Below are 22,667 nucleotides of genomic sequence, written 5' to 3' on the forward strand. Positions count from 1 at the left end.
GTGATATAAAAAGGGAGTTGCTTCGGCAGCTCCCTTTTTTATTGATTGTGTAACGAGTTGCTGCTTGGTTTTAGGAGGTTGCCGTGAAGAAGTTTGCTGTTTCATTTGGTGTCATTGGTTTAGTTTTAAATGCTCTTGGCGGTGCTTCAACTCTGTGGGGTGTTTACCTTATCGCCTTCAAATCGGGGATTGAGATGTTTGGTTGGGGCGATGCGAAAACATTTGGCTATCTGTTCTTTTGTGTCGGCTTGTGCTTGGTGTTCACAGGGGTGTTACTCGCTCGTTACGCACGAAGCCGTTGATCAATTTCGAAATATGTGTGAGGATGCCTCGTCTGTGTACGTTTCTTTGCCCTCATGGAAACACTAGTTCAAAAATCTAAAGGGTTTTTATGTCGTTACGCCACTCGTTGTTAGTGAAATTTATGACTGTTATCAGTGCGGTATTATTGATAACTATGTTTATTTCTGTTGTGGTGAACGTGCGTTTTCAGCGTCAGATAACACAAGAAAACTCGTTGCATGAAGCTGATTATTTCAGTGAAACCATTTTGCGTTCAACCTATTATCAAATGCTTGAAGATGATAGGGAGATGCTATACCAGATGATTGATGAAGTGGGCGCGATGCCAGGTATTCGGCGTATCCGCTTGTTTAATAAAGATGGTGTGATTAATTTTTCGACCGATAAGAAAGAGGTCGGGACGATTCTGCAACACAATTCTGAAGGCTGTAGTATTTGCCATTTAGATGCTGGAGCCCCTTTGGCTTACGCACCCACCGCAGCCCGTGGGCGGACGTTTTATGACGAAAATGGCGAGATGTTCCTCGGTGTTACCAAGGCGATCTATAACGATCCAAGTTGTTACACTGCCGATTGTCACTACCATTCGCAAGATCGTGAACTCAATGGAATTCTCGATGTTCAGATTAGTCTGAAAAATCGGATGGCTCAGGTCGATGTTTTCCGAAACTACTTTGTGGTTTTGACCTGTGTGTTATTGGTGTTGTTGTTTGTTGCTCTATTGTTGTTGACGAAGCGACTCATTATTACTCCTGTCAATGTTCTCCTTGAACATCAGCGGCGCATTTCGGCGGGAGATTTAACCAGTAGTATTGAGGATACCCCTCGTGATGAGCTGGGTGAGCTGGCCCGTGGAGCCAATGAGATGACGCGAAGTCTCAAGGCTTCTCAGGATGAAATTCGTAATTGGACGAATACCCTCGAGGCTCGTGTTGGTGAGAGAACTGAACAGATCCAAAATATGCAAAGTACCCTGGCTCGCTCTGAACGTCTAGCTTCTCTGGGTAAGCTTGTTGCGGGTATTGCTCACGAAATCAATAATCCGCTAACGGGGATCTTGATGTTCTCATCTATGGCTGGCGAAACATCAGGAATTGATCAACAGCTTAAGGACGACCTGGCAACCATTACCCGCGAGACAGAGCGTTGCGCTGGTATTGTTAAGGGGTTACTTGATTTTGGTCGTGAATCAATACCGCATAAGACATTTACCTCTGTCAATTCGATCCTAGATAAGACCTTGGCTTTGGTTGAATACCAGACTCTCTTCCAGGACGTTAATGTGATTCGCGATTACGACTATGATTTACCTGATCTTGAGGTCGACCCGAATCAACTTGAGCAAGTGTTTATGAATATTTTTATTAATGGCGCTCAGGCGATGCCAACAGGCGGAGAATTGTCCATACGTAGTTGGCGCGAAGATCCTTGGGTGATGGTGACCGTCTCTGACACGGGTTGTGGAATCCCAGGTGAGAACCTTGAACGGATTTTTGATCCATTCTTTACCACCAAAGACCAGCAAGGAACAGGGCTTGGCTTGTCAGTTTCTTACGGGATCGTAGAGAATCACGGTGGCGATATTCGCGTTGAAAGTAGCGTTGAGAAGGGGACAGCATTCACGGTAAGTCTGCCTCTTGAAAATGACAACAAAAATGCCGAGGCGTAATCGCCTCGGCATTTAGTTTGCTTGATCTGTTGCTTGATCTGTTACGAGTCTAGTTTGCGATCGCGAGCTGAGACCTGAAGTTTCTTCATCAATGCTTGAAAGTTTGGCCGTAGCATCCCTACATCGCCCGCAGCGCGAGTAATATTCCAATCATTACGCTTGAGTGCTTCAAGGACAAAACTCTTTTCTATGGGGATAACAGCCTCTTCGCGTAAGCGACGCTTGACCTCCTTCAGCTCTTCTGTTGTCGAGGGCACATAGCTCTCATCGCCACAGCGGGCCAAAATCTCTTCGTCACATAAACCCAAGTCGACCGGTTGGATCATATCTTCTGCTGCGAGAACTACGGCGCGTTCGATCATATGCTCCAATTCGCGAACGTTGCCGGGGAAATCGTATTCCTCTAACAAGTTCATCACTGCAGGGCTAACGCCTTTGATCTCTTTGCTAATCTCATCTGAGAACTTACGTAAGAAAAACCCGACGAGTAGAGGCAGGTCACCGCTACGCTCGCGTAAGGGTGGCATGTCGATCGGAATGGTATTGAGTCGGAAATAAAGGTCTTCCCTAAATTTCCCTTCGCTAGAAAGGTCGCGTAGGTTTTTATTCGTCGCTGATATGAGGCGAATGTCGATGGGTTGTGGTTTAGTGCCACCGAGTGGTGTGACCACGCGTTCTTGAACTACTCGCAGGAGTTTCGCCTGTGAGCTCATGCTGATATTTGATATCTCATCGAGAAAAAGAGTGCCGCCATTGGCAACCTTAAACAGACCAACTTTGGTATGAGTCGCACCAGTAAAGGACCCTTTTTCATGGCCAAATAGTTCGCTTTCCAAAAGACTTTCGGCGAGCGCTGTACAGTCGATAGCGACAAATGGCATATCTTTGCGTGAGCTGTTTTCATGAATGGCGCGAGCAACAAGTTCTTTACCTGTGCCACTTTCTCCAGTAATGAGAACAGTACTGTCTGTTGGTGCGACCTGTAGAATCCGACTATATACTTTTTGCATCGCTTTACTGTCTCCGATAAAACGATGGAATCCGTGATGGTCTTGTTTGGTGTTGTAGGTGTTTGTTTGATCTGTATTGACCCGATGATGGTCAATCGCTTTTTCGACCAACTGTTTAACCTGTTGTGGGTTAAACGGTTTTGGAAGGTAGTCAAATGCCCCATTTTTGATTGCATCAACGGCTGTTTCAACTGTTGCGTAGCCAGTGATAATGATGACTGGGACATTGGGTTGAAGAATCTTTATCGATTTTAGAACTTCCATACCACCCATGCCGGGCATTTTTAGGTCACTGATGACGACGGTAAAATTGTTGTTTTGTACCTTTTCTAAAGCCGTGTGGCCACTGGTCGCGGTGACAACTTCATAGTTTTCTTGTTCGAGAATGCGTTTAACGGCTTGGCGTATGACAGCTTCGTCGTCAACAACTAGAATTCGCGGCTGGGACATGGGTCTTATCCTCCTGGCAGCCCAAAGGCTGAGAATTTAAAGCAACTTCACTTTTTATACCACCAGCACAGTGTTGTCAAGGTTGCCGGCTGCTCTCGCACTGATTCTATGGCTCAATTATTAGTTGATTTCCAATAGCTTTAAGGTTAAATCCGATATTGCTACGGTTAAGTCCGATATTGCTACAGATGCAGCATGGTGCTAATTGTGCTGCATAGCGAATCTATACAGTGCTTTTGTGCTGACAATTTGGCTGGTTAGAGCGTGTCTACTGTGTGAATTCATTATCTGACCTATAATCTGTATGTAAATAGTATACATCTTAGTTCGATTTGCGTACTCTTTTATGACTCTCCAATCGTAAATATTAGATGTTTTAGCTGGTTATGAAGCTTGGCATGCTAACTGCTTGTGACTGTATTGTATACAATTGGGGAGTGTAAACCGCAATCTAGGCTGCTAGATTGTAATTTATTGTTATGTAATTGGCAAAATCATGGAGAAGGAGCTTTAGTACACAATGAAAAAACACATTTTATTTTTGGCTGCGATGTTAGCCTGCCTCACCGTCGGTAGCCCTGTGTGGGCAATGGAAACCGATGAATGCATGGAGTGCCATATCAGTGCCGATGATGTCGGTGAAGGCAATGCCGTTGATGGTGCCTTGTTTGCACAAACCTCACACGCTGAGGAAGGTTGTGCCGGTTGTCATGATGTGAGCGACGACCATCCCGACGACGAGCAATCGCCAACAATGTCGGCAAGTTGTGAAGACTGTCATGACACTATTGCTGAAACCTATGCTGCAAGTGCTCACGGAGAAAACGCAGCCTGTACTGATTGCCACAATGCTCATAACGCGTTACCACCAACGAGCTTGTCGGGTTTGCAGATGAATGAATCCTGTCAAGGGTGTCATGAATCGGCAGATGTTGAGGAATCACACTCACGCTGGTTGCCAGAAGCTGATGTCCATATTCGCTCGGTACCGTGTATCTCATGTCACATCTCGTCAGATAAGTTTGTCATTACGTTGTATGTGACTCAGCGCCAAGATAATCGCGCCTATGCCGATTATGAATTGGTCAATTATCAACAACTGCAACAGCAAATTGGTGATCAATCCGTAACGTCACTTGTTGATCTCGATCAAAGTGGTGAAGTATCTCTTGATGAATTGTCTGGTTTTTATTCAGATAAGGATAAAAAAGGCTTTCGCTTATGGGCTATGATGACACCTGAAGAGGTTGATCATAATTTCCAGACTCTTGATAACCGCTGGGATTGTTCTTATTGTCACGCGGCGGGTCCTGATTCAATGCAAAATAGTTTTGTGGCTTTCCCAACCGCTAATGGCACCTATCAACGTGTACCAATGGAAAAAGGCGCAACCTTAGATGCTCTGTTTGGTACCCCTGATTTTTATATGGTTGGTTCAACACGGAGTAAGACTTTGAGTATCGTTGGTCTACTCATTTTGCTTGGCGGATTAGCGATGCCAATCGGTCACGGCAGCTTGCGCTTTTTGACACGTAAAAATAGAAGGAAGGAACACTAACATGGACGTACAAGAGAGAATTTACCTAACTCCGACTCCGATTCGAATTTGGCATTGGCTTAATGCTCTAGGAATTGTGACGCTATGTGTGACTGGCGCTCAGATCCGTTTTCCTGAATATATTAACATCTTTGGCACGTATAAGGCCGCTATTCGTCTCCATCATACAGCGGGTATTGTTGTCGCGTTATCCTTTGCGTTGTGGTTATTTTATTACGTCGTCATCGCGCGCATGATGGTGAAGCTTTATATTCCAACGACGAAGGATCTCACCGGTGGTGTGATCAATCAGGCGTTGTATTATTTCTTCTATTTCTTTACTGGCACCAAGAGTAATCCACATGAAGAATCACCTACTAACAAGTTTAACCCCATGCAAAAGGGTGCTTATGTGGTGGTTATGATGATCCTTGTGCCGTTGGTGATCATGACAGGGCTTGTTTTGATGAACCTAGAGCCGTTACGTGAAGTGCTTGTTCTTGTTGGCGGGGTTCGCGTTGTGGCGGGGTTGCACTTTTTGCTTGCCTGTGGTTTAGGAGCCTTTATTCCTACGCATTTTTATTTGGCAACCTTGGGGCATACACCGTTTGCTCACTTCAAACCAATGTGGACAGGCTGGGAAGATCACTCTGACCATTAATCTGTACTGACTTGTTATACAATGTAGCGAAGCGCGAGAGTGCTTCGCTACTTTTTTAGAGGATCTTATCATGTCGAAACGGATTACAACGCGAACCATTGTACCTGTTGCTGTGATCATGGCAGCATTCATTACCGTCTGCTTTATTTTGCTGTACACCTATATTCAGGTGTTGATGCAAGATGCTGGTTCAAAGCGCGTCGCCTGTATGGCAAAAACGATTGTCCGCTCTATTAGCTACGACATGCTCCAAAATGACCATGAAGCATTGAAGCAAGCTATGTCAAATATTGGCAGTAATCCGGGAGTTGTCCATCTGCGAGTATTTGATAAAAAGGGGGTCATTCGGTTTTCAAAGGATCCCAAGGAGGTTGGTCAACTCGTTGATCATGAGGCTGAGAGTTGCAATGTTTGCCATACTGATCAGGAAACACTTTTTAGTGGTGACGGTATAGAGCGTATCCGTTTTTTTGAGGGCGAGGATAAGCATCAAGTACTTGGTTTATCTTACCCAATTCCGCGGCAGGAAGGTTGTTCAACGATGCAATGCCATGTCGGGGAAGAGCAAAAATCTTTGCTGGGTATTGTTGATGTAGGGATGTCACAGCAACAGTTGTCTCATGATATGGATGGGATTATAAAGGTGCTGGTTGGCTTTTGGTTTATGGTTGTTTTATTGTCTATCGGACTGGTCGCAGCCATTTTGAAAAAGAATGTTCTCCTGCCAATTGATGCACTCTACCGCTACACCAAGCAGTTGCGACGTGGAATTTATGCTGAACCAGAGCTTGAAGATAGTTATGAATTAGAATATATTGCTTCAACGGTAAAGGAGTTAGCTGCAAAAGTTAAAAAACAAGAGCTTAAATAGCGCGATCACTGCCGCCGCCTTGGCGTACGTGTATCGAGATGGAGAACCATTTTGGGCCACAAGTCAGATATTGATGTAGACTCAGGTGATGCACGAAGCTCCCAGCAGCGGCTGGCAAGGATGCAGGCACATATTGACTCCCTTCATATCCTTTCACGTCAGGGACTTTGGGGGTTGCTGGTCTTTATTTTGATCAGCATGGTTGCTGTTTATTTTCAGGATAGCAATCTTCTGGCAAATGTTTCACAAGAGACCAGAAACTTTTTAGGTAAGCCGCCTTCGCCGAAGATGATCAATATTGCTTTGGCTGTATATAGTTTCTCCGCTTTAATCTTAACCCTATCACGCCTGTCTGATCGCACCGAGGTGTATCGTGGTTGGGCGCATGTCGGCTACTTGAGTGGGTTTTATATCTTTTATTTGTTGTCGAATGCTTTGCGGGTGAATTCATTGGCTGTGTTGGTGGCGGGAGTCACTATCTTGGGTCTTGAATACTATAGTATTAGAAGTTTTTCTGCTGATGCTATCCGGCGCGAGCGCACGATTATGAAAAAGCTATTTCGTTCTAAAGGCGATGTTGTTGATGCCGATGATATTGGCTAAGTTTGATCTGCTTATTTTATAAGAATAGAAAATACCTGCTGGTTCGTTGCCTCAGCAGGTATTTTTTTGTCTGGTTTACCTTGCTTGGGGTGTTTTAAAGCTAGAGGGATAGCTTGCAATGGCGACATTTTTTCCCCCATGAGGTGCTGACCCCTTGCATGTGAAATAAGTTGCCGCAATTGGGGCAACGGCTCAGACTAACTCGAACACCAGCAATTCCTGCGGCAACAACCCAGCACCCCGCGGTGATTGCTGGCCACGTGTTGCCTGTTGTTGCACTTAATGCAAAACCAATAGCTGGAAGGTAGGTGATGAACACAAGCCATAGTTGCCAACGCTTCCGTCGGATTGCCGCCAGTTGAGTTGTTGTCTCATCGTCAGACATTAATAAATGACCCCCTTAGTTTATTCACGAAACGACGGATACGCTGTCACGTAAGTTGAGCTACCTCATCAAATAAACACGTAATCGCAAACCTCTGTCAATAGTCTTAACGTAACCGACAGATTTGTCGGTGAAAATATTTATTTTAAAATCTGTGTATGGGAGAATTATACATCAGTGGTTTGACAGAAATAGTCCGTAGATTAGGGGTGTTAGCTGTATCGAAAGAGCAGAGGTGACGCTTGTCGCTCTATCTTTGAATATAAATTGTATACAGTTCGTGTTTGTAAATCGTATTAATCTGGAATGGGTTAAGGTATTTTTTTTGTTAGTTATTTAAAAACAGTAGCTTAAGAAGTTAAATCTCCCATGGAGATAAGTTGGCACCGATAGTGCATTTTAATTATTAAACATATAGATAGGATAGCCGCTAAGGGGCCTATCATGAATCAATGACAAGCGATAGGGGGACGCAACCTGTTGCAGATAAAAGTGAGGGGTACTATGAAGCGGATAATGCTTTCATTATTTATTTTATGTTTTGGATTTGCAAGCAACGGTTTTGCTGCAGCCTCTGCGACACGAACTGGTGCTGGGTTGTTGGTCTGGTTGTTTGTTGGATTTATTGCTCTGTTTGTGGTGTCACAATTGATTCCAGGCGTTATTCTCAGCGCAGGTTTGATAAAGGGATTGTTCTCAAAAAAAGATACACCAGCAACGCATCAGGACCATAGAGCTTGAACTATTATCCGAAGTAGTATGTAAATATGTAGTGTTTTGAAGACAATTTAATACCGATTAGGTGTGGGCCGAGATATTTATCTCGGCCCTTTTTTTATGCAGGGTTACCAAACTTTTCAACAGAGTTAACCACAGGCATTAAACAAGATATAGTGCCTGTCTCGAATTCTAATGTCTATATGTGGTGTTTTCGCTTGTCCGGTGATTTGCTGCTGTGGTAGGTTTAGATCATTGTTGACGTATCGAAGTCGTGTTGAACTTTAAGGGCGATTCCGATTTATTAAGGGAGAACAGCGTGTTGGAATATATTCGCAAGCGTGATGGTCGTTTGGTGGCCTTTGAAGAGAAAAAAATTGCTGAAGCGATAAAAAAATCTGTCAAAGCTGTTGATGGGCAGGATATGGATAGAGCTGATGTCGTTGTTCGGCAGGTGGTGGGAATTCTTGAGGTGATCTATAAAGGTGACCGTGTGCCGACCGTTGAAAACGTCCAAGACCTTGTCGAGAAACAGCTCATTGAAAGTGGCCATGCTCAAACTGCTAAAGCGTATATCCTTTATCGTCGCCAACATGAGCAGTTGCGTGAGACACGCTCTTTCATGCAGGAATCCATTGACGCGATCGATTCTTACCTAACTCAAGAGGATTGGCGAGTAAAAGAAAATGCCAACATGGGTTATTCGTTACAGGGATTGAATAACCATATTGCTTCAAATATCACCAGTAATTACTGGTTGAATAAAATTTATCCCGAGAAAATTTCTGCGGCGCATAAAAATGGTGATTTTCATATCCATGATCTCGGTATGTTGTCGGTGTATTGCTGTGGTTGGGACTTGAAAGATCTGTTGCTGCAAGGGTTTACTGGCGCTTACGGCAAAGTGCAGAGTGCTCCTGCTAAGCATTTTCGCACTGCGTTGGGCCAAGCCGTTAATTTTTTCTACACCTTGCAGGGCGAAGCGGCTGGTGCGCAAGCGTTTGCAAGCTTTGATACCTTGTTAGCGCCTTTTATTCGCTATGACAATCTCAGCTATGGTGAGGTGAAGCAGGCGATGCAGGAATTTATCTTTAGCATGAACGTGCCGACTCGCGTCGGTTTCCAAACGCCATTTACCAATATTACGCTCGATTTGACGCCGCCACGCAATGTGGCCCACGAAGCGGTGGTGATTGGTGGTGTCCTAAAAGATGAAAGCTACGGTGATTTTCAGGTAGAGATGGATCTGTTTAATCGCGCGTTCTGTGAAGTGATGATGGATGGTGATTCATCAGGTCGGATTTTCACCTTTCCGATCCCAACGTATAACATTACCTCCGATCTCGATTGGGAGAGTGATCGCTTGCAATTTGTTTGGGAGATGACAGCGAAATACGGCACCCCCTATTTTAGCAATTTTATTAATTCCGATATGGACCCTGAAGATGCGCGCTCCATGTGTTGTCGTCTTCGTCTCGATAATCGTGAATTGCGTCGTCGTGGTGGCGGTTTGTTTGGTTCAAATCCCCTGACTGGTTCAACGGGGGTAGTGACCATCAATCTTCCTCGTGCGGCATATGTTGCCGAGGATCAAGAGGGCTTCAATGCAAGAATCTCTGAGTTGATGGTGATCGCTGCGGAGTCGTTAGATATTAAGCGCAAGCAGTTAGAACGTTTTACTGACGAAGGCCTGTATCCCTATAGTCGTTACTATTTGAGTGCAATTCATCAGCGTAGTGGTCGTTATTGGGATAACCACTTCTCCACCATCGGTCTCATCGGGATGAACGAAGCATCCTTGAATTTGATTGGTGAAGGGATTGATACTCTCGCAGGGGCGAAATTTGCTGAAGATACCCTGGACTTCATGCGTAAGCAGCTCGAGGCTTTTCAGGAAGAGAGCGGTCAATTGTACAACTTAGAAGCTACTCCTGCTGAGGGGACAAGTTTTCGGCTGGCTCAGCGGGATCGGCAAAGTTTCCCTGAAATTATTACTGCGGGAGACGATCAACCTTTTTACACTAATTCAACCCAGCTGCCAGTTGGTAGCACGGATGATATATTTCAAGCGCTCCAACATCAGGATAGCCTGCAAACTAAATATACGGGCGGCACTGTGTTTCATGGCTTTTTAGGTGAAAAACTTGAAGACTGGCAGAGTGCTCGGCTGTTGGTACGCCGGATTGCCGAGAATTTCCGTCTGCCCTATTTTACCCTTAGTCCCACATTTACCATTTGTCCTGAGCATGGCTATATTGCCGGGGAACATTTTTCCTGTCCTTACGATCATAGCGATAAGGCTGCGTAGGTTCGATTTTAATTATTCCTCTCGCTGTAGAGGTCAACTTTTGAAGGAGATCAATCATGTCGAGCAAATGTCAGAAAAAAACAGAAGTATATTCCCGTGTATGTGGATTCTTTCGTCCTGTTCAGCAATGGAACAAAGGTAAGCAGGAAGAGTTTGTCCAGCGCCGTGAATATGTTGTTGATCATGGTAACACTGAGAAGTAAGTTCTTATGTCAATAAAAGGTTTTCAGGGAACCAGCCTGCTCGATTTTCCAGGGCGGGTTGCCTCTCTTGTTTTTTATGGTGGTTGCAATCTGCGCTGCCCTTATTGCCACAATGCTTCGTTGGTTGAAACACCACATTTGTATCCTGAACTGTCAATCGTTGATATTCTTGCACAATTAAAAACGCGCCAAGGTTTTATAGATGGCGTGGTGATCTCTGGCGGCGAGCCGACTCTTGATCCTGATCTGCCACAGCTTTTGGCGCAGATTAAACAAATGGGCTTGCAGGTTAAGCTGGATACCAATGGTTTACGACCAAAGGTGTTGGCATATTTGTTAGCGCATGAGTTGGTTGATTTTGTTGGTCTTGATATTAAAACAGCGCTACCGCGTTATGGCGAGCTTCATACTGTTGCGATTGATGGTGCTTTAGTTCAACAGAGCATCGATCTGTTGATTCAGGCGACCATTGAGGTAGAGTTTCGTACCACCTGTGCTCCTGGTTTAGTTGAGGAAGGTGATATTCGATTAATTGGTGAAACTTTATCAGGACAACCGAGCTGGGTTTTGCAACAATTTGTTCCTCTCCATGCGATGGCTGAGGAGATGAGAGATTGTTTGCCTCATCCAGGGGAAGTAATGGATCGTTTTGCCGAGATTGCGGGTGAGTATGTTGATTGTATTGTGATACGTGGCATGTGATTTTAGGGGGATATGTGGCATAAAATCAACTACTTGTTAAAGATTGAATTGTTTTTACTTTAATGCGCCCAGCCGTAAATCCTTACGGGCTGGGCGCTGATGTTTTATCCTAGATCGAATCATGTTTTAGCCTTTAATGTTTTTGACAAATAGATTAATCTCCTGATTGTGAAGGCTTATTAAATTCAAATATTCAAGTTAAGTTGTGTTTGCCATTCTTTATATAACACCATTAGGTTGGGGGTATGATTATGCACATAAGAAAAATTAGGACAAAATTATTGTTACCTGTTTTTGTTGTTTTAATCCTTACTTCTGTCTTAGGAGTTTGGGCTTTAAACGGTGGCGTAAGCGCGTTAGTTACCGATCAACTGATGACCACTAAAGAGATACTAAACCGTGGGCTAGAAGAAGGTGCCGCTGCCAAGATGCAGGCGATTAACGGTAATATTCAGCGCATGAGCAATCGAGCGTTAGGCGAAGCCGTCGTTTTGGCAAATATACCAGGTGTCGTCGAAGCGTACCGCTTGGCACATCAAGGGCAGCTCAATGATGAAAATGATTCCTTCTCGCAGCAAGCACGGCAACAGTTGCGGCAAACGTTTAAGCCTCTCATTGCCACGTTTAAGTCAACAATGGGGGTTAAAGAACTGAAACTCCATTTCCATTTACCTACGGGACGCAGTCTTGCGCGGTTATGGCGTGATGGTTGGCAAACAAAGCGCGATGGAAAGAAAATTGATATATCCGATGATTTACGCGGTTTTCGCCATACCGTGGTGGAGATCAATCAAGGGGACCATCGTCCTTTAAAGGGTATTGAAGTGGGCCGTGGCGGTTTTGCGATTCGAGGTGTGACTGCTATTGCTGACAGTGAAGGGACTCACCTTGGCTCAGCAGAGGTGCTGTTGCCTTTTAATAATTTGCTAAAAAATTCAAAAACATCTGAAACACAGAATTACGCTGTATTTATGAATGCAGATTTGTTGCCCATTGCGACAAAATTACAAGATCCATTGAAGTACCCAGTTCTAGATGGTCGTTATGTTTTATGTGCCACAACTGATGCCGCTGTAACCAAGCCTGTTGTTGATTCTGGATTTTTGGATCAGGGTTCTAGAGCTCTATCATCTAAGCAGGTTGATAATGTGTATGTGAGTGCATTCCCGATAAATGATTATTCGGGCAAGCAGGTAGGGGTTCTGCTGATGGTGCAAGATGTTACGCAAACTCTTGCTAGTTTACACAGCATTCAAACGACTGGTGAACAGTCGATTGAAACGATGAAACTCGATGCGTTACTCGGTGTATTGTTCTTGTTGATCCTTATCGGTAGTATTGTTTTTGTGGTCACTAGCTCTTTTACTACGCCTTTGCAAAAAGCTGTCGTGGCAACGGCAGCCATTGCCGAGGGCGATTTGAGTCAGCGTCTGCAAGTCTATCGTGATGATGAGATGGGCGATCTATCTAGAGCGCTTAACACTATGACCGACAGCTTGGCCGAGAACGTGACATTTGCTCAAGCGATTGCAGATGGAGATTTGACTGTAAAGGTGAATCTCGCTTCTGATCATGATGAGTTTGGTGGTGCGTTACAACATATGGTGACCGAACTGGGTGGCCTTGTTAATGAAGTGAGCGAAGCAAGTAGTCAAATTGTGTCAGGTTCGGCGCAGGTCTCTGATGTTAGTCAGTCGCTCTCTCAGGGCGCAACGGAGCAAGCGGCATCCATGGAAGAGATTACTAGTTCGATGGCTCAGATTGAATCACAAACCAAGCAGAGTGCTGAAAACACCAATTTTGCGTTAACCTTGTCAAAGGATGCGATCCATTCCGCTGAAGAGGGCAATAGCAATATGTCTGATATGGTTGGAGCGATGGATGAGATCAATGTCGCTGGGCAGGGGATCTCTAAAATCATTAAAGTGATTGATGAGATCGCGTTCCAAACGAACTTATTGGCTCTCAACGCCGCAGTCGAAGCAGCTCGTGCTGGTCAGCATGGCAAAGGGTTTGCGGTGGTTGCTGAAGAGGTGCGTAATCTTGCTGCACGAAGTGCTAAGGCCGCTCAAGAGACAGCAGCCCTGATTGAGGGTTCGGTTGTTAAGGCGAAAAACGGTACCAAGATTGCCGAACGAACATCGAGTTCACTACAGGAGATCATGACCTCTATTACTAAGATGTCTGATCTTGTTTCGGAGATCTCCACTTCAGCTAATGAGCAGTCTGAAGGGATCTCTCAGGTTAATATTGGCTTGAGCCAAATCGATACAGTCACCCAACAAAATACTGCCAGCGCCGAAGAGTGTGCTGCCGCAGCCGAAGAGTTATCGAGCCAAGCAGAGCAATTGCGCGGCATGTTGGCCAAGTTTAAAGTAGAGTCGAGCGGGATTGCAACTGCTGAGCAACGGGTGTTCTCCCCTGCAAAGGCAAAGGTGCAGGCACAGATTGGGTGGTGATTCAACCTCTCTTGAAGTGAGTACGGTCTTTTATTTAGTGATTTAACAACAAAAGCCATGGTCTTAGGATCATGGCTTTTGTTGTTGATAAGCAATAGCGTTGAACCAACCCCTTAAAATGTGTTATTTATCAGGGTCATCTTAACGTTTTAGTTATTGCATTCCCGCTACGCTAGCGACAGTGATCGCTTTGAATATGTTTCAGGAGGAACATCGATGAAAATAACCCGCGCTGAAGTTGAAAAAGTGGCACGATTGTCTCGTTTGGCTCTGAGTGAAGAGGAGATGGGAACAATCCTTGGGCAGATGGATGCCATCTTAGGCCATGTGGAGCAGTTGAACGAATTGAATACCGATGACATCACACCGATGGCTCACGCTGTTCCGTTTGAAAATGCCTTTCGCTGTGATGAGGTAACGCCATCACTCGGTGCTGAAAAAGCTTTAGCGAATGCGCCTATTAATGCCGATGGCTGCTTTGGTGTACCTACGGTGATCGAATAATAACAGGCAGAATATCCTTTGAGATTTGGCGGTAGGAATCGTCCCGAAATTGATAGGGGTTTATTTTATATTTAAGCTGACCTTAGACGGTCAGCACGTGGAGTTGAAATGGCTTTAATTGATTTAACCATTCATGAGATGCAAAAGCAGTTAGCCGCTGGTACCACTACCGCTGTGGCACTGACTGAAGCATTCCTACAGCAGATCAAAGATACTGATGAGCAGATCAATGCGTTCATCACGGTTTGTGAACAGGAAGCACTAGCCGCTGCCCGTGAGGCCGATGTGCAACGCGCCGCAGGAAATGTTCAACCGCTAACGGGAATTCCCGTGGCCCTGAAAGATATTTTCGTCACCGAGGGCATTCGAACCACCTGTGCTTCAAAAATATTGGGTGATTACCTTCCCCCTTATGATGGCACAGCGGTACGCAAGCTGAAAGATCAGGGTGCGGTGATCGTCGGTAAGCTTAATATGGATGAGTTTGCCATGGGTAGTTCCAATGAAAATAGTGCCTTTGGACCCGTGCGTAACCCATGGAATACCGATTGCGTTCCCGGTGGTTCATCCGGCGGTTCGGCAGCCTGTGTATCAGCGCGCCAAGCCGGCGCAACTCTCGGCACCGATACGGGTGGTTCGATCCGCCAGCCAGCTTCCCATTGCGGCGTTGTCGGTTTAAAGCCAAGTTATGGCCGCGTGTCCCGTTATGGTGTGATCGCCTACGCGTCATCCCTTGATCAAGTTGGGCCATTAACACGCGATGTCCGTGATTGTGCGATCATGCTTGGCGCCGTTGCGGGTTATGATTCTGCTGATTCAACGTCCGTCGATCTGCCTGTACCCAATTATTTAGACACTATCGACCACGGCGTTGCGGGTAAAAAAATTGGCTTGCCCAAAGAGTATTTTATTGATGGTTTGGATGACGACGTTAAACAAGCGATTGATGCTACCGTGGCAAAGTATAAGGAACTCGGCGCTGAAATTGTTGAAGTCAGTTTGCCGCATACCAAATATGCTGTGGCCTGTTATTACGTGGTTGCGACGGCTGAAGCGTCGAGTAACCTCGCACGCTATGATGGCGTCCGGTATTGTGATCGTGTTGATGAAGGCAATGGGTTGGCCGAGATGTATTCGCAAACCCGTGCGGCTGGTTTTGGCGATGAGGTCAAGCGGCGGATTATGCTTGGCACCTACGTTCTGTCATCGGGCTATTACGATGCCTATTATATTAAGGCGCAAAAGGTTCGGGCCTTGATTCAGCAAGATTTCACCAAAGCCTTTGAGCAGGTCGATTGTATTTTGACCCCTGTTTCGCCGACCGCAGCATTTGGCCTTGGCGATAAAACTTCCGATCCATTACAGATGTATTTATGTGATATTTTCACCTTGTCAGCCAACTTAGCTGGTATTTGCGGCATGAGTTTGCCGTGTGGTATCTCGCAAAAAGGGCTACCTATTGGGGTTCAATTATTGGGTAAAGCATTTGGTGAAGCAGAACTGTTGCAAACTGCGTATGCGTTTGAGCAAGCAACGGATTGGCACAGTCAACAGCCAGAGCTATAAGTCGCTGTTTGAAAGGTTGATACAAAATGAGAGATAAATACGAAGTTGTTATTGGACTTGAAGTTCATGTCCAGTTGACCACCAATACCAAAATTTTCTGTGGTTGCTCTATTCAGTTTGGCAATACACCGAACTCGCAAACCTGCCCTGTATGTTTAGGTTTACCGGGGGCGTTACCGGTGCTCAATCGGCAGGTGGTGGAAAATGCCATCAAAGCAGGTTTGGCGACCAATTGCCAGATCGCGCCACGCTCGATTTTTGCGCGTAAAAATTATTTTTACCCTGATCTTCCCAAGGGATATCAAATTTCACAAATGGAATTGCCCATTTGTGAGCACGGTTTTTTAGATGTTGAAACGACAGGACGCGGTGCCCAAAGAATCGGTATTACCCGCATTCATATGGAGGAAGATGCTGGTAAGCTGCTCCATAGCGATGATGCTGCAACAGGCTCACGGGTTGACTTAAATCGTGCGTGTACGCCATTGCTCGAAGTGGTTTCTGAACCCGATATGCGTAGCAGTGACGAAGCGATCGCCTATCTGAAAAAATTACATCAAATTGTCATGTATCTCGGTATTTGCGATGGCAACCTTGAAGAGGGATCATTCCGTTGTGATGCCAACGTTTCGGTTCGCCCTTGGGGTCAAGAGGAGTTGGGTACTCGCGCTGAATTGAAAAATATCAACTCGTTCCGTTTTATCAAAGAGGGGATCGAGTTTGAGATCGACCGTCAAATTGACCTCATTGAAGATGGCGGCAAAGTGGTTCAGGAAACGCGATTATACGATAGTAATTCCGGCTTAACCCGTTCTATGCGTGGTAAAGAGGACGCTCACGATTATCGTTACTTCCCAGATCCTGACTTGGTTCCGTTGGTGATTGATGAGCCGTGGATCGACCGCGTACGCGCTGGCTTGCCTGAATTACCTGAAGCGAAAAAAGCGCGCTTTATGTCCGATTACGCCTTAGCAGCGCACGATACTGAGATTTTAACTGCTGAGCACGCATTGGCCGATTATTTTGATGCCTGCGCCGGTTTACATAGCGATGCCAAAGCCTGTGCCAACTGGGTGATGGGTGATATTCAACGTCGTCGTAATGATGAGGGCCTTGCTGTTGCTCAAGTGCCGGTATCACCCGAAATGCTCGCCGCCATGTTGGCACGTATTGCTGACAAAACGATCTCAGGCAAAATCGCTAAAACGGTTTTCGATGAGATGTGGAACAGTGGTAAATCCGCGGATATCATTATTGATGAAAAAGGGTTGAAGCAGGTCACGGATACCGGTGCTATTGAAGCGATGGTCGATGACGTGATTACAGCGAATCCTGATCAAGCTCAAGAATTTAGCGAAGGCAAAGATAAACTGCTCGGTTTCTTTGTTGGTCAAGTGATGAAGGCCAGTAAAGGCAAAGCGAATCCTGCCATGGTTAACGAGTTATTGTGTAAAAAATTGCGCGGTTAATTTTTAAAGGGGAAGCTATGGCGATCAAGCCAATTTTATATGAGGATGGCGTCTGTCGGATGATCGATCAACGGTTGTTGCCGGCACAAGAGGTGTGGCTCGACTACACCGATTATCAAGGTGTTGCTGAGGCAATTCAAACGATGGTCGTTCGTGGAGCACCAGCGATTGGTGTTGCCGCCGCGTTTGGCGCTTCCTTTGCCGCTAGTGCTATTAGTGCAACGGACTTTGATGATTTTGAACAGCAGTTTATTCCGTGCTGTGACGTTCTTGCCGCCACCAGGCCCACCGCAGTCAATCTTTTTTGGGCCTTGGATCGGATGAAGCGCGTTGCTCGTGCTCATCGCGAGCTGCCGCTGCCTCAACTGCAGCAATGTTTACGTGATGAAGCCATCGAAATTGCCGCTGAGGATGTGCGGATCAATAAGGCAATGGGACAGCATGGTCAGGTGTTGTTTGATCAACAGGCGCAGATTTTGACCCATTGTAATGCTGGAGCCTTAGCCACCGGTGGTTACGGTACCGCATTGGGGGTGATTCGCGCGGCTGTTGAAGCAGGTAAAAAGATCGAAGTGTATGCCGATGAAACGCGGCCATTTTGGCAGGGCGCGCGCTTAACCGCGTGGGAGCTACAGCAAGATGATATCCCGGTGACGGTAATTTGCGATAATATGGCAGGCTACTTAATGCAGCAGGGTAAAATCGATGCGGTAATCGTTGGCGCGGATCGAATCACTGCCAATGGTGATGTGGCCAATAAAATTGGCACCTATACCGTTGCCGTTTTGGCCAAAGAGCACGGTATCCCATTTTATGTCGCGGCTCCACTATCGACCATTGATCTGAACTTAACCGATGGGTGCCAGATCCCGATTGAGCAGCGCGATGCGCGTGAAGTTACCCATTGTGGTGATCAACAATTAGCCCCTGCTGGTGTTGGCGTTTACAATCCCGCCTTTGATGTCACTCCAGCGCGATTGGTAACGGCAATTATTACAGAGCAAGGGATTGCCCAAGGGGATTATTTGACCCAATTGCGCCAGTTGGTTGCAAAAGGCGCTCAATAACGATTTTTACGATCAACGAGGTAACTATGGTAGCGGTTGGAACGGTTCTACTCCCTTTTTTGACTCCATGTCATCCAGATCAAAAAGGCCCTTTTGAACGTGCGCTAGCAGAGTTTGGTTTCAATGAACCGAGTAAAACCGTGACCAATTTAACTCTGCTCGTTGAAACTCTAAATGATCCCGCTTTGGTCGTGGAGCTTGCAACTGTTGCCCTCGATTGTTCCGACCCAGATATGGCGCTCAATAATCTTGAGCGCTGTAGCGATGTGGTTGAACCGGCACAATTCCTCTCCTGTATAAATGATCCTAACCACTGCCGACAATTGATGCTGATGCTCGGTGCCTCAAGCTTTTTAACAGGTATCCTCTGCCGTAATTCAAATTACCTCTATGAGTTGTTTGGCAAGGGTGAGGTCGATCGTTGTAAAAATACCGAGATCATGCACGATGAATTGCAGGATCAACTTCCTGCTGATGCTGATTTTGAACAACTGCAAACCTGTCTACGTCATTATAAATACCGAGAAGTGTTGCGCATTAGTGCACGAGATCTAAGTAATGTTGCCGACCTTGTTGAAGTGACCGCCGAGCTGTCAAGTTTAGCGGCAGCAACATTGCAGGTCGCCTGCCAGCACTGTGAACAGTTGATGCAGGCTCAATACGGTTTGCCATTGGTAGATGTTGATGAGGACAATCCACAGGATTCGCCACCTGAACAAGCAACCTTCACTGTTCTCGGTATGGGTAAATTTGGTGGCTGGGAGTTGAACTTTTCATCTGATATTGATCTGATCTATTTTTATTCGTCATCACATGGAACAACCACTGGCGTTGCTGACCCGACGGGGACGGTAAAAAACAAAATTGAACTGCATAGTTATTTTGTCAAGCTCGGGGAACGCTTGACCCGCGCAATTGGTCAAATAACGGCTGATGGGTTTGTTTTCCGCGTTGATTTAGATCTTCGCCCTGAGGGGCGTAGTGGCGAAATGGCGTGTTCCCTTGCCGCTGCCGAAGGCTATTACGAGGGTTGGGGGCAAAACTGGGAACGATCAGCGATGATGAAAGCGCGACCTGTTGCTGGCAGCCTTGAGTTGGGTGAACAACTGCTCAAAGCTTTGCAGCCCTTCATTTATCGTCGCTATCTTGATTACGGTATGGTCGATGATCTCAAGCAGATGAAGAAAAAGATCGATAGTCATCAAGCGCAGCAAAAGGAGTGTGAAAACAATCTGAAGCTCGGTAAGGGTGGCATTCGCGAGATTGAATTTTTCACTCAGGCGCTGCAACTCGTTTATGCGGGGAAGAACCCTCTGGTCCGCGAACGAAGTACGTTACGTGCGTTATGTCTGCTACGCGATGAAGGACATGTTCCCGCTGAAGATGCTCAAACCCTACGCCAAGCATATATATTTTTGCGTACTGTTGAACATCGTATCCAAGTGGTTCAGGAACGCCAAACGCATAATTTACCGAACAACGACGCGGAGTTGATTAGCCTTGCCCGCCGTTGTGGCTTTGACGATTATCCAACATTTAAGCAGGTGTTAGACGAACATCGAGAGCAGGTGGTCCGGATCTATCGCGGCTTATTTTATGTCAGTGAAGATGAAGCTGATGATGAGATTAAGCCCGTCATTCGGTTTTTACTGGATGAAGAGAGTGATGGCGACCTTGTCAAAGATGTTTTAGAAGAGAACGGCTTTCGCCAGCCTGATGCGGCCTACGAAACCCTGTTACGCTTTCGTGAGGGTAAATTTGGCAACAATATGACGCGGCGCGTACGGCGCTATTATGTGCGCGTTCAACCACTTATTATTCAGGCTATCATTGATTCGCCTGAGCCAGATATGGCGTTTAATAATTTTGAAGAGTTTTTGTTACGCGCGCGTGGCCATGGAACGCTCTATGCCCTTCTCGCTGAGAACGTTGACATTATTCAGCTGTTAATTTCATTATTCAGTACCAGTACGTTTCTGTCGCGAATTTTTATCCAGCGACCTGAAATTTTGGACTCATTAGTCTCCAGCTGTCATGTGGTTGGTGTCAAGTCGTCGGAGGTGCTACACGATGAACTGGCGGCACAAATGGCTGATACCCTCGATTACGAAGACCAGCTCGATACCTTACGTCGTTTCCGTAACGAAGAATTCTTGCGAATCGCTTTGAATGATCTGCGCGGCGAACTGTTGCAAGGGCGCAGCTTGACGCAGTTAAGCAACTTAGCTTTGGTTTGTTTAGACTCGGCGGTAGATATTGCCCGCGCTGAATTGATCACCCGTTTTGGCCTGCCGTTTTGCCAGAGCGCATCGGGAAGTTGGAGCGAAGCGGAGTTTGCGGTGTTAGGTATGGGCAAACTTGGTGGCATGGAGATCAATTATCATTCAGATCTCGATATTATTTTCATGTATAGCGGTCAGGGTAAAACAAAAGAGGTAAAGGGGACTGATCCTGATCGCTTTAAGCAGCTGAGTAATCAGGAGTATTTTTCCAAGCTTGCGCAGCGAATTATCTCGGTGCTATCCCTTGCTACGCGTGAGGGGCGTGTTTATGAAATTGATACCCGCTTGCGTCCGTCGGGCAATCAAGGGCCATTAGTTACTAGCTTGGCGGCTTACGAAAATTATCATCAATCTTCAGCGCAACTGTGGGAGCGTCAAGCGCTAACAAAGGCTCAAGTTGTTGTTGGTAGCCCAGAGATCACCGAGCGCATTAATCGAATTAATGAACGAATTACCTGGGAAAAAGAGCTGCCAGCCGAGTTGCAATCCGAAATTTATCGACTGCGGCAGCGGATGGAAAAAGAGATTGCTCGCGAAGGGTCGAACCAGTTTAATATCAAAACGGGCCGTGGTGGTATGGTTGATGTTGAATTTTTAGTGCAATATTTTCAACTACTACATGGTGCGACTGTTCACGAAATTCGCGTATGCAATACCCTGGGCGCGTTACATGCGTTAAAGACGCAACATATTTTGCCTGATGATGAAGTGGCCCACCTTTCAGATGGCTATAAATTTTTACGTCGTCTTGAGAATAAATTGCGTTTGGTTCATGACCAATCGTTTAATCAAGTTGATACGGATAAAGCTAATTTACGCAAGTTGGCTAAGCACTTAGGTTATCAGGGGGGGACCTCTTTGCCCGAGGACCAGTTTATGACTGAGTATAAACGGGTTACTGAACAAATACGGACAATTTTTAACTCACATCTTTGTTCTGAGTAATGCTCTTGAAATTGCGCTGGGATGTGAATCGATCTTTTAATTTTTTCTACATGGAGTGTTGAATGTTTTTTGCAAAATTAAGTGTGGTATGTGCTGTTGTTATGTTTCTTGCGGGCTGTTGTCTTGATATCCCGTGTTTATAGCTACTAAGAATTCGGTTGATTTCGACTAGAACTAATTGTTGGGTCGAGCAAGTGGCGTGGTTGAACATACGACATCGCCTTAAGTAAACTTTTTTTCAATAATGGGTTGTCTTGCTGTAATTCAGCAATCAATTTCTTCATTTTTTGTCTTTTTTGATCACGTCGTGCGAGTTGTGGGCAACTGCAATCAACTTGTGGCACGTGTTTTATTTGAGCCCACTGCTCAATCATTGATTCCTCAACGTAAACTAAAGGGCGGATAACGGTATGAAGACCGTTGTCCGCTTTTAATTTGGGGCTCATTGCTGCAATGGTTCCTGAATAAAACTGATTGAGGAGCAGTGTTTCAATGTGATCATCTAGGTGATGGCCTAAAGCCACCTTATTGCAGCCGAGCTTCGTTGCTGTTGCATAGAGGGCGCCACGACGTAAGCGTGCGCAAAAAGCACAATACGATGTTCCAGATTTCAGGTGGCGTTCAATTCGTTCTTTATTGCGTGTTTTCTCAATATGACCAGAAAATCCGTTTTGTTCAAGGTGGTGTAGGATGGCTGTTGTATCGAAGCCGTCAAATCCTGAATCAATGGTAACGGGGATTAGTTCGTAGTTAATGGGGGCGCGGCGACATAGTTCCGTTAAAAGGTACAGCATCGCCCATGAGTCTTTGCCGCCTGATAGAGCGACTAAAATTCTGTCGTTGTCCTCAATCAAGCCGAAGTCACCAATGGCTTGCCCCGTTAACCGTTTCATCTGTTTGAAAATTTTCTGCTCGTTCATTGCTGCCCTAAAAGTGGATAAACTAATGGTTTGTTT

The 22,667-nt window shown here is 45.8% G+C and carries 17 protein-coding genes and 1 pseudogene; 15 read left to right on the plus strand and 3 right to left on the minus strand.

Annotation, left to right across the window (positions count from 1 at the left end; all coding sequences use genetic code 11):
* The first annotated feature begins 83 nt into the window (after positions 1–83).
* Positions 84–302 carry a hypothetical protein gene (locus ACZ5KY_RS05780; RefSeq protein ID WP_464242952.1) on the plus strand — a complete coding sequence of 73 codons (219 nt, stop codon included), beginning with the start codon at positions 84–86 and terminating at the stop codon, positions 300–302.
* Positions 303–391: 89 nt separating this feature from the next.
* Complete coding sequence (locus tag ACZ5KY_RS05785) at positions 392–1,972, plus strand: sensor histidine kinase (RefSeq protein ID WP_464242953.1); 1,581 nt, start codon at positions 392–394, stop codon at positions 1,970–1,972.
* A gap of 41 nt (positions 1,973–2,013) precedes the next feature.
* On the opposite strand, the gene ACZ5KY_RS05790 is transcribed toward ACZ5KY_RS05785, so the two are convergent.
* Positions 2,014–3,432, minus strand: a complete 1,419-nt coding sequence (locus tag ACZ5KY_RS05790) for a sigma-54-dependent transcriptional regulator (RefSeq protein ID WP_464242954.1) — start codon at positions 3,430–3,432, stop codon at positions 2,014–2,016.
* A gap of 520 nt (positions 3,433–3,952) precedes the next feature.
* Between ACZ5KY_RS05790 and ACZ5KY_RS05795 the strand changes: the two genes are divergently transcribed.
* The 4 genes from ACZ5KY_RS05795 to ACZ5KY_RS05810 all read left to right on the plus strand — a co-directional run bounded on the left by ACZ5KY_RS05795 (position 3,953) and on the right by ACZ5KY_RS05810 (position 7,104).
* Positions 3,953–4,990, plus strand: coding sequence for a cytochrome c3 family protein (locus ACZ5KY_RS05795; protein ID WP_464242955.1), 1,038 nt, complete (start codon positions 3,953–3,955; stop codon positions 4,988–4,990).
* Position 4,991: 1 nt separating this feature from the next.
* Positions 4,992–5,630, plus strand: a complete 639-nt coding sequence (locus ACZ5KY_RS05800) for a cytochrome b/b6 domain-containing protein (RefSeq protein WP_464242956.1) — start codon at positions 4,992–4,994, stop codon at positions 5,628–5,630.
* 70 nt (positions 5,631–5,700) lie between these two features.
* On the plus strand, positions 5,701–6,501 hold the full coding sequence (locus ACZ5KY_RS05805; RefSeq protein ID WP_464242957.1) for a hypothetical protein: 801 nt from the start codon (positions 5,701–5,703) through the stop codon (positions 6,499–6,501).
* A 51-nt stretch (positions 6,502–6,552) separates the two neighbouring features.
* A complete protein-coding gene (locus tag ACZ5KY_RS05810) occupies positions 6,553–7,104 on the plus strand; it encodes a menaquinol oxidoreductase (RefSeq protein WP_464242958.1) in 552 nt (183 codons plus the stop codon).
* Positions 7,105–7,204: 100 nt separating this feature from the next.
* Here the strand turns inward: ACZ5KY_RS05810 and ACZ5KY_RS05815 are convergent, their stop codons facing one another.
* Positions 7,205–7,489, minus strand: coding sequence for a hypothetical protein (locus ACZ5KY_RS05815; RefSeq protein WP_464242959.1), 285 nt, complete (start codon positions 7,487–7,489; stop codon positions 7,205–7,207).
* A 504-nt stretch (positions 7,490–7,993) separates the two neighbouring features.
* Between ACZ5KY_RS05815 and ACZ5KY_RS05820 the strand changes: the two genes are divergently transcribed.
* The 9 genes and pseudogenes from ACZ5KY_RS05820 to glnE all read left to right on the plus strand — a co-directional run bounded on the left by ACZ5KY_RS05820 (position 7,994) and on the right by glnE (position 21,711).
* A complete protein-coding gene (locus ACZ5KY_RS05820) occupies positions 7,994–8,230 on the plus strand; it encodes a hypothetical protein (protein ID WP_464242960.1) in 237 nt (78 codons plus the stop codon).
* Between the two features lie 295 nt (positions 8,231–8,525).
* Positions 8,526–10,717: pseudogene (locus tag ACZ5KY_RS05825) on the plus strand (ribonucleoside triphosphate reductase).
* A 6-nt stretch (positions 10,718–10,723) separates the two neighbouring features.
* On the plus strand, positions 10,724–11,419 hold the full coding sequence (locus tag ACZ5KY_RS05830; RefSeq protein ID WP_464242961.1) for an anaerobic ribonucleoside-triphosphate reductase activating protein: 696 nt from the start codon (positions 10,724–10,726) through the stop codon (positions 11,417–11,419).
* Positions 11,420–11,670: 251 nt separating this feature from the next.
* Positions 11,671–13,878, plus strand: a complete 2,208-nt coding sequence (locus ACZ5KY_RS05835) for a methyl-accepting chemotaxis protein (RefSeq protein ID WP_464242962.1) — start codon at positions 11,671–11,673, stop codon at positions 13,876–13,878.
* Between the two features lie 216 nt (positions 13,879–14,094).
* Positions 14,095–14,382, plus strand: a complete 288-nt coding sequence (gene gatC / locus ACZ5KY_RS05840) for an Asp-tRNA(Asn)/Glu-tRNA(Gln) amidotransferase subunit GatC (RefSeq protein ID WP_464242963.1) — start codon at positions 14,095–14,097, stop codon at positions 14,380–14,382.
* 108 nt (positions 14,383–14,490) lie between these two features.
* Positions 14,491–15,948, plus strand: coding sequence for an Asp-tRNA(Asn)/Glu-tRNA(Gln) amidotransferase subunit GatA (gene gatA / locus ACZ5KY_RS05845; RefSeq protein ID WP_464242964.1), 1,458 nt, complete (start codon positions 14,491–14,493; stop codon positions 15,946–15,948).
* 26 nt (positions 15,949–15,974) lie between these two features.
* Positions 15,975–17,417, plus strand: coding sequence for an Asp-tRNA(Asn)/Glu-tRNA(Gln) amidotransferase subunit GatB (gatB, locus tag ACZ5KY_RS05850; protein ID WP_464242965.1), 1,443 nt, complete (start codon positions 15,975–15,977; stop codon positions 17,415–17,417).
* Positions 17,418–17,434: 17 nt separating this feature from the next.
* Positions 17,435–18,484 carry an S-methyl-5-thioribose-1-phosphate isomerase gene (mtnA, locus tag ACZ5KY_RS05855; protein ID WP_464242966.1) on the plus strand — a complete coding sequence of 350 codons (1,050 nt, stop codon included), beginning with the start codon at positions 17,435–17,437 and terminating at the stop codon, positions 18,482–18,484.
* Between the two features lie 26 nt (positions 18,485–18,510).
* Positions 18,511–21,711 carry a bifunctional [glutamate--ammonia ligase]-adenylyl-L-tyrosine phosphorylase/[glutamate--ammonia-ligase] adenylyltransferase gene (glnE, locus tag ACZ5KY_RS05860; RefSeq protein ID WP_464242967.1) on the plus strand — a complete coding sequence of 1,067 codons (3,201 nt, stop codon included), beginning with the start codon at positions 18,511–18,513 and terminating at the stop codon, positions 21,709–21,711.
* A 146-nt stretch (positions 21,712–21,857) separates the two neighbouring features.
* Here glnE and ttcA read toward each other — a convergent pair whose 3' ends face one another.
* Complete coding sequence (gene ttcA, locus ACZ5KY_RS05865) at positions 21,858–22,631, minus strand: tRNA 2-thiocytidine(32) synthetase TtcA (RefSeq protein ID WP_464242968.1); 774 nt, start codon at positions 22,629–22,631, stop codon at positions 21,858–21,860.
* Positions 22,632–22,667: the final 36 nt, after the last annotated feature.

Source organism: Desulfuromonas svalbardensis, assembly GCF_055389415.1.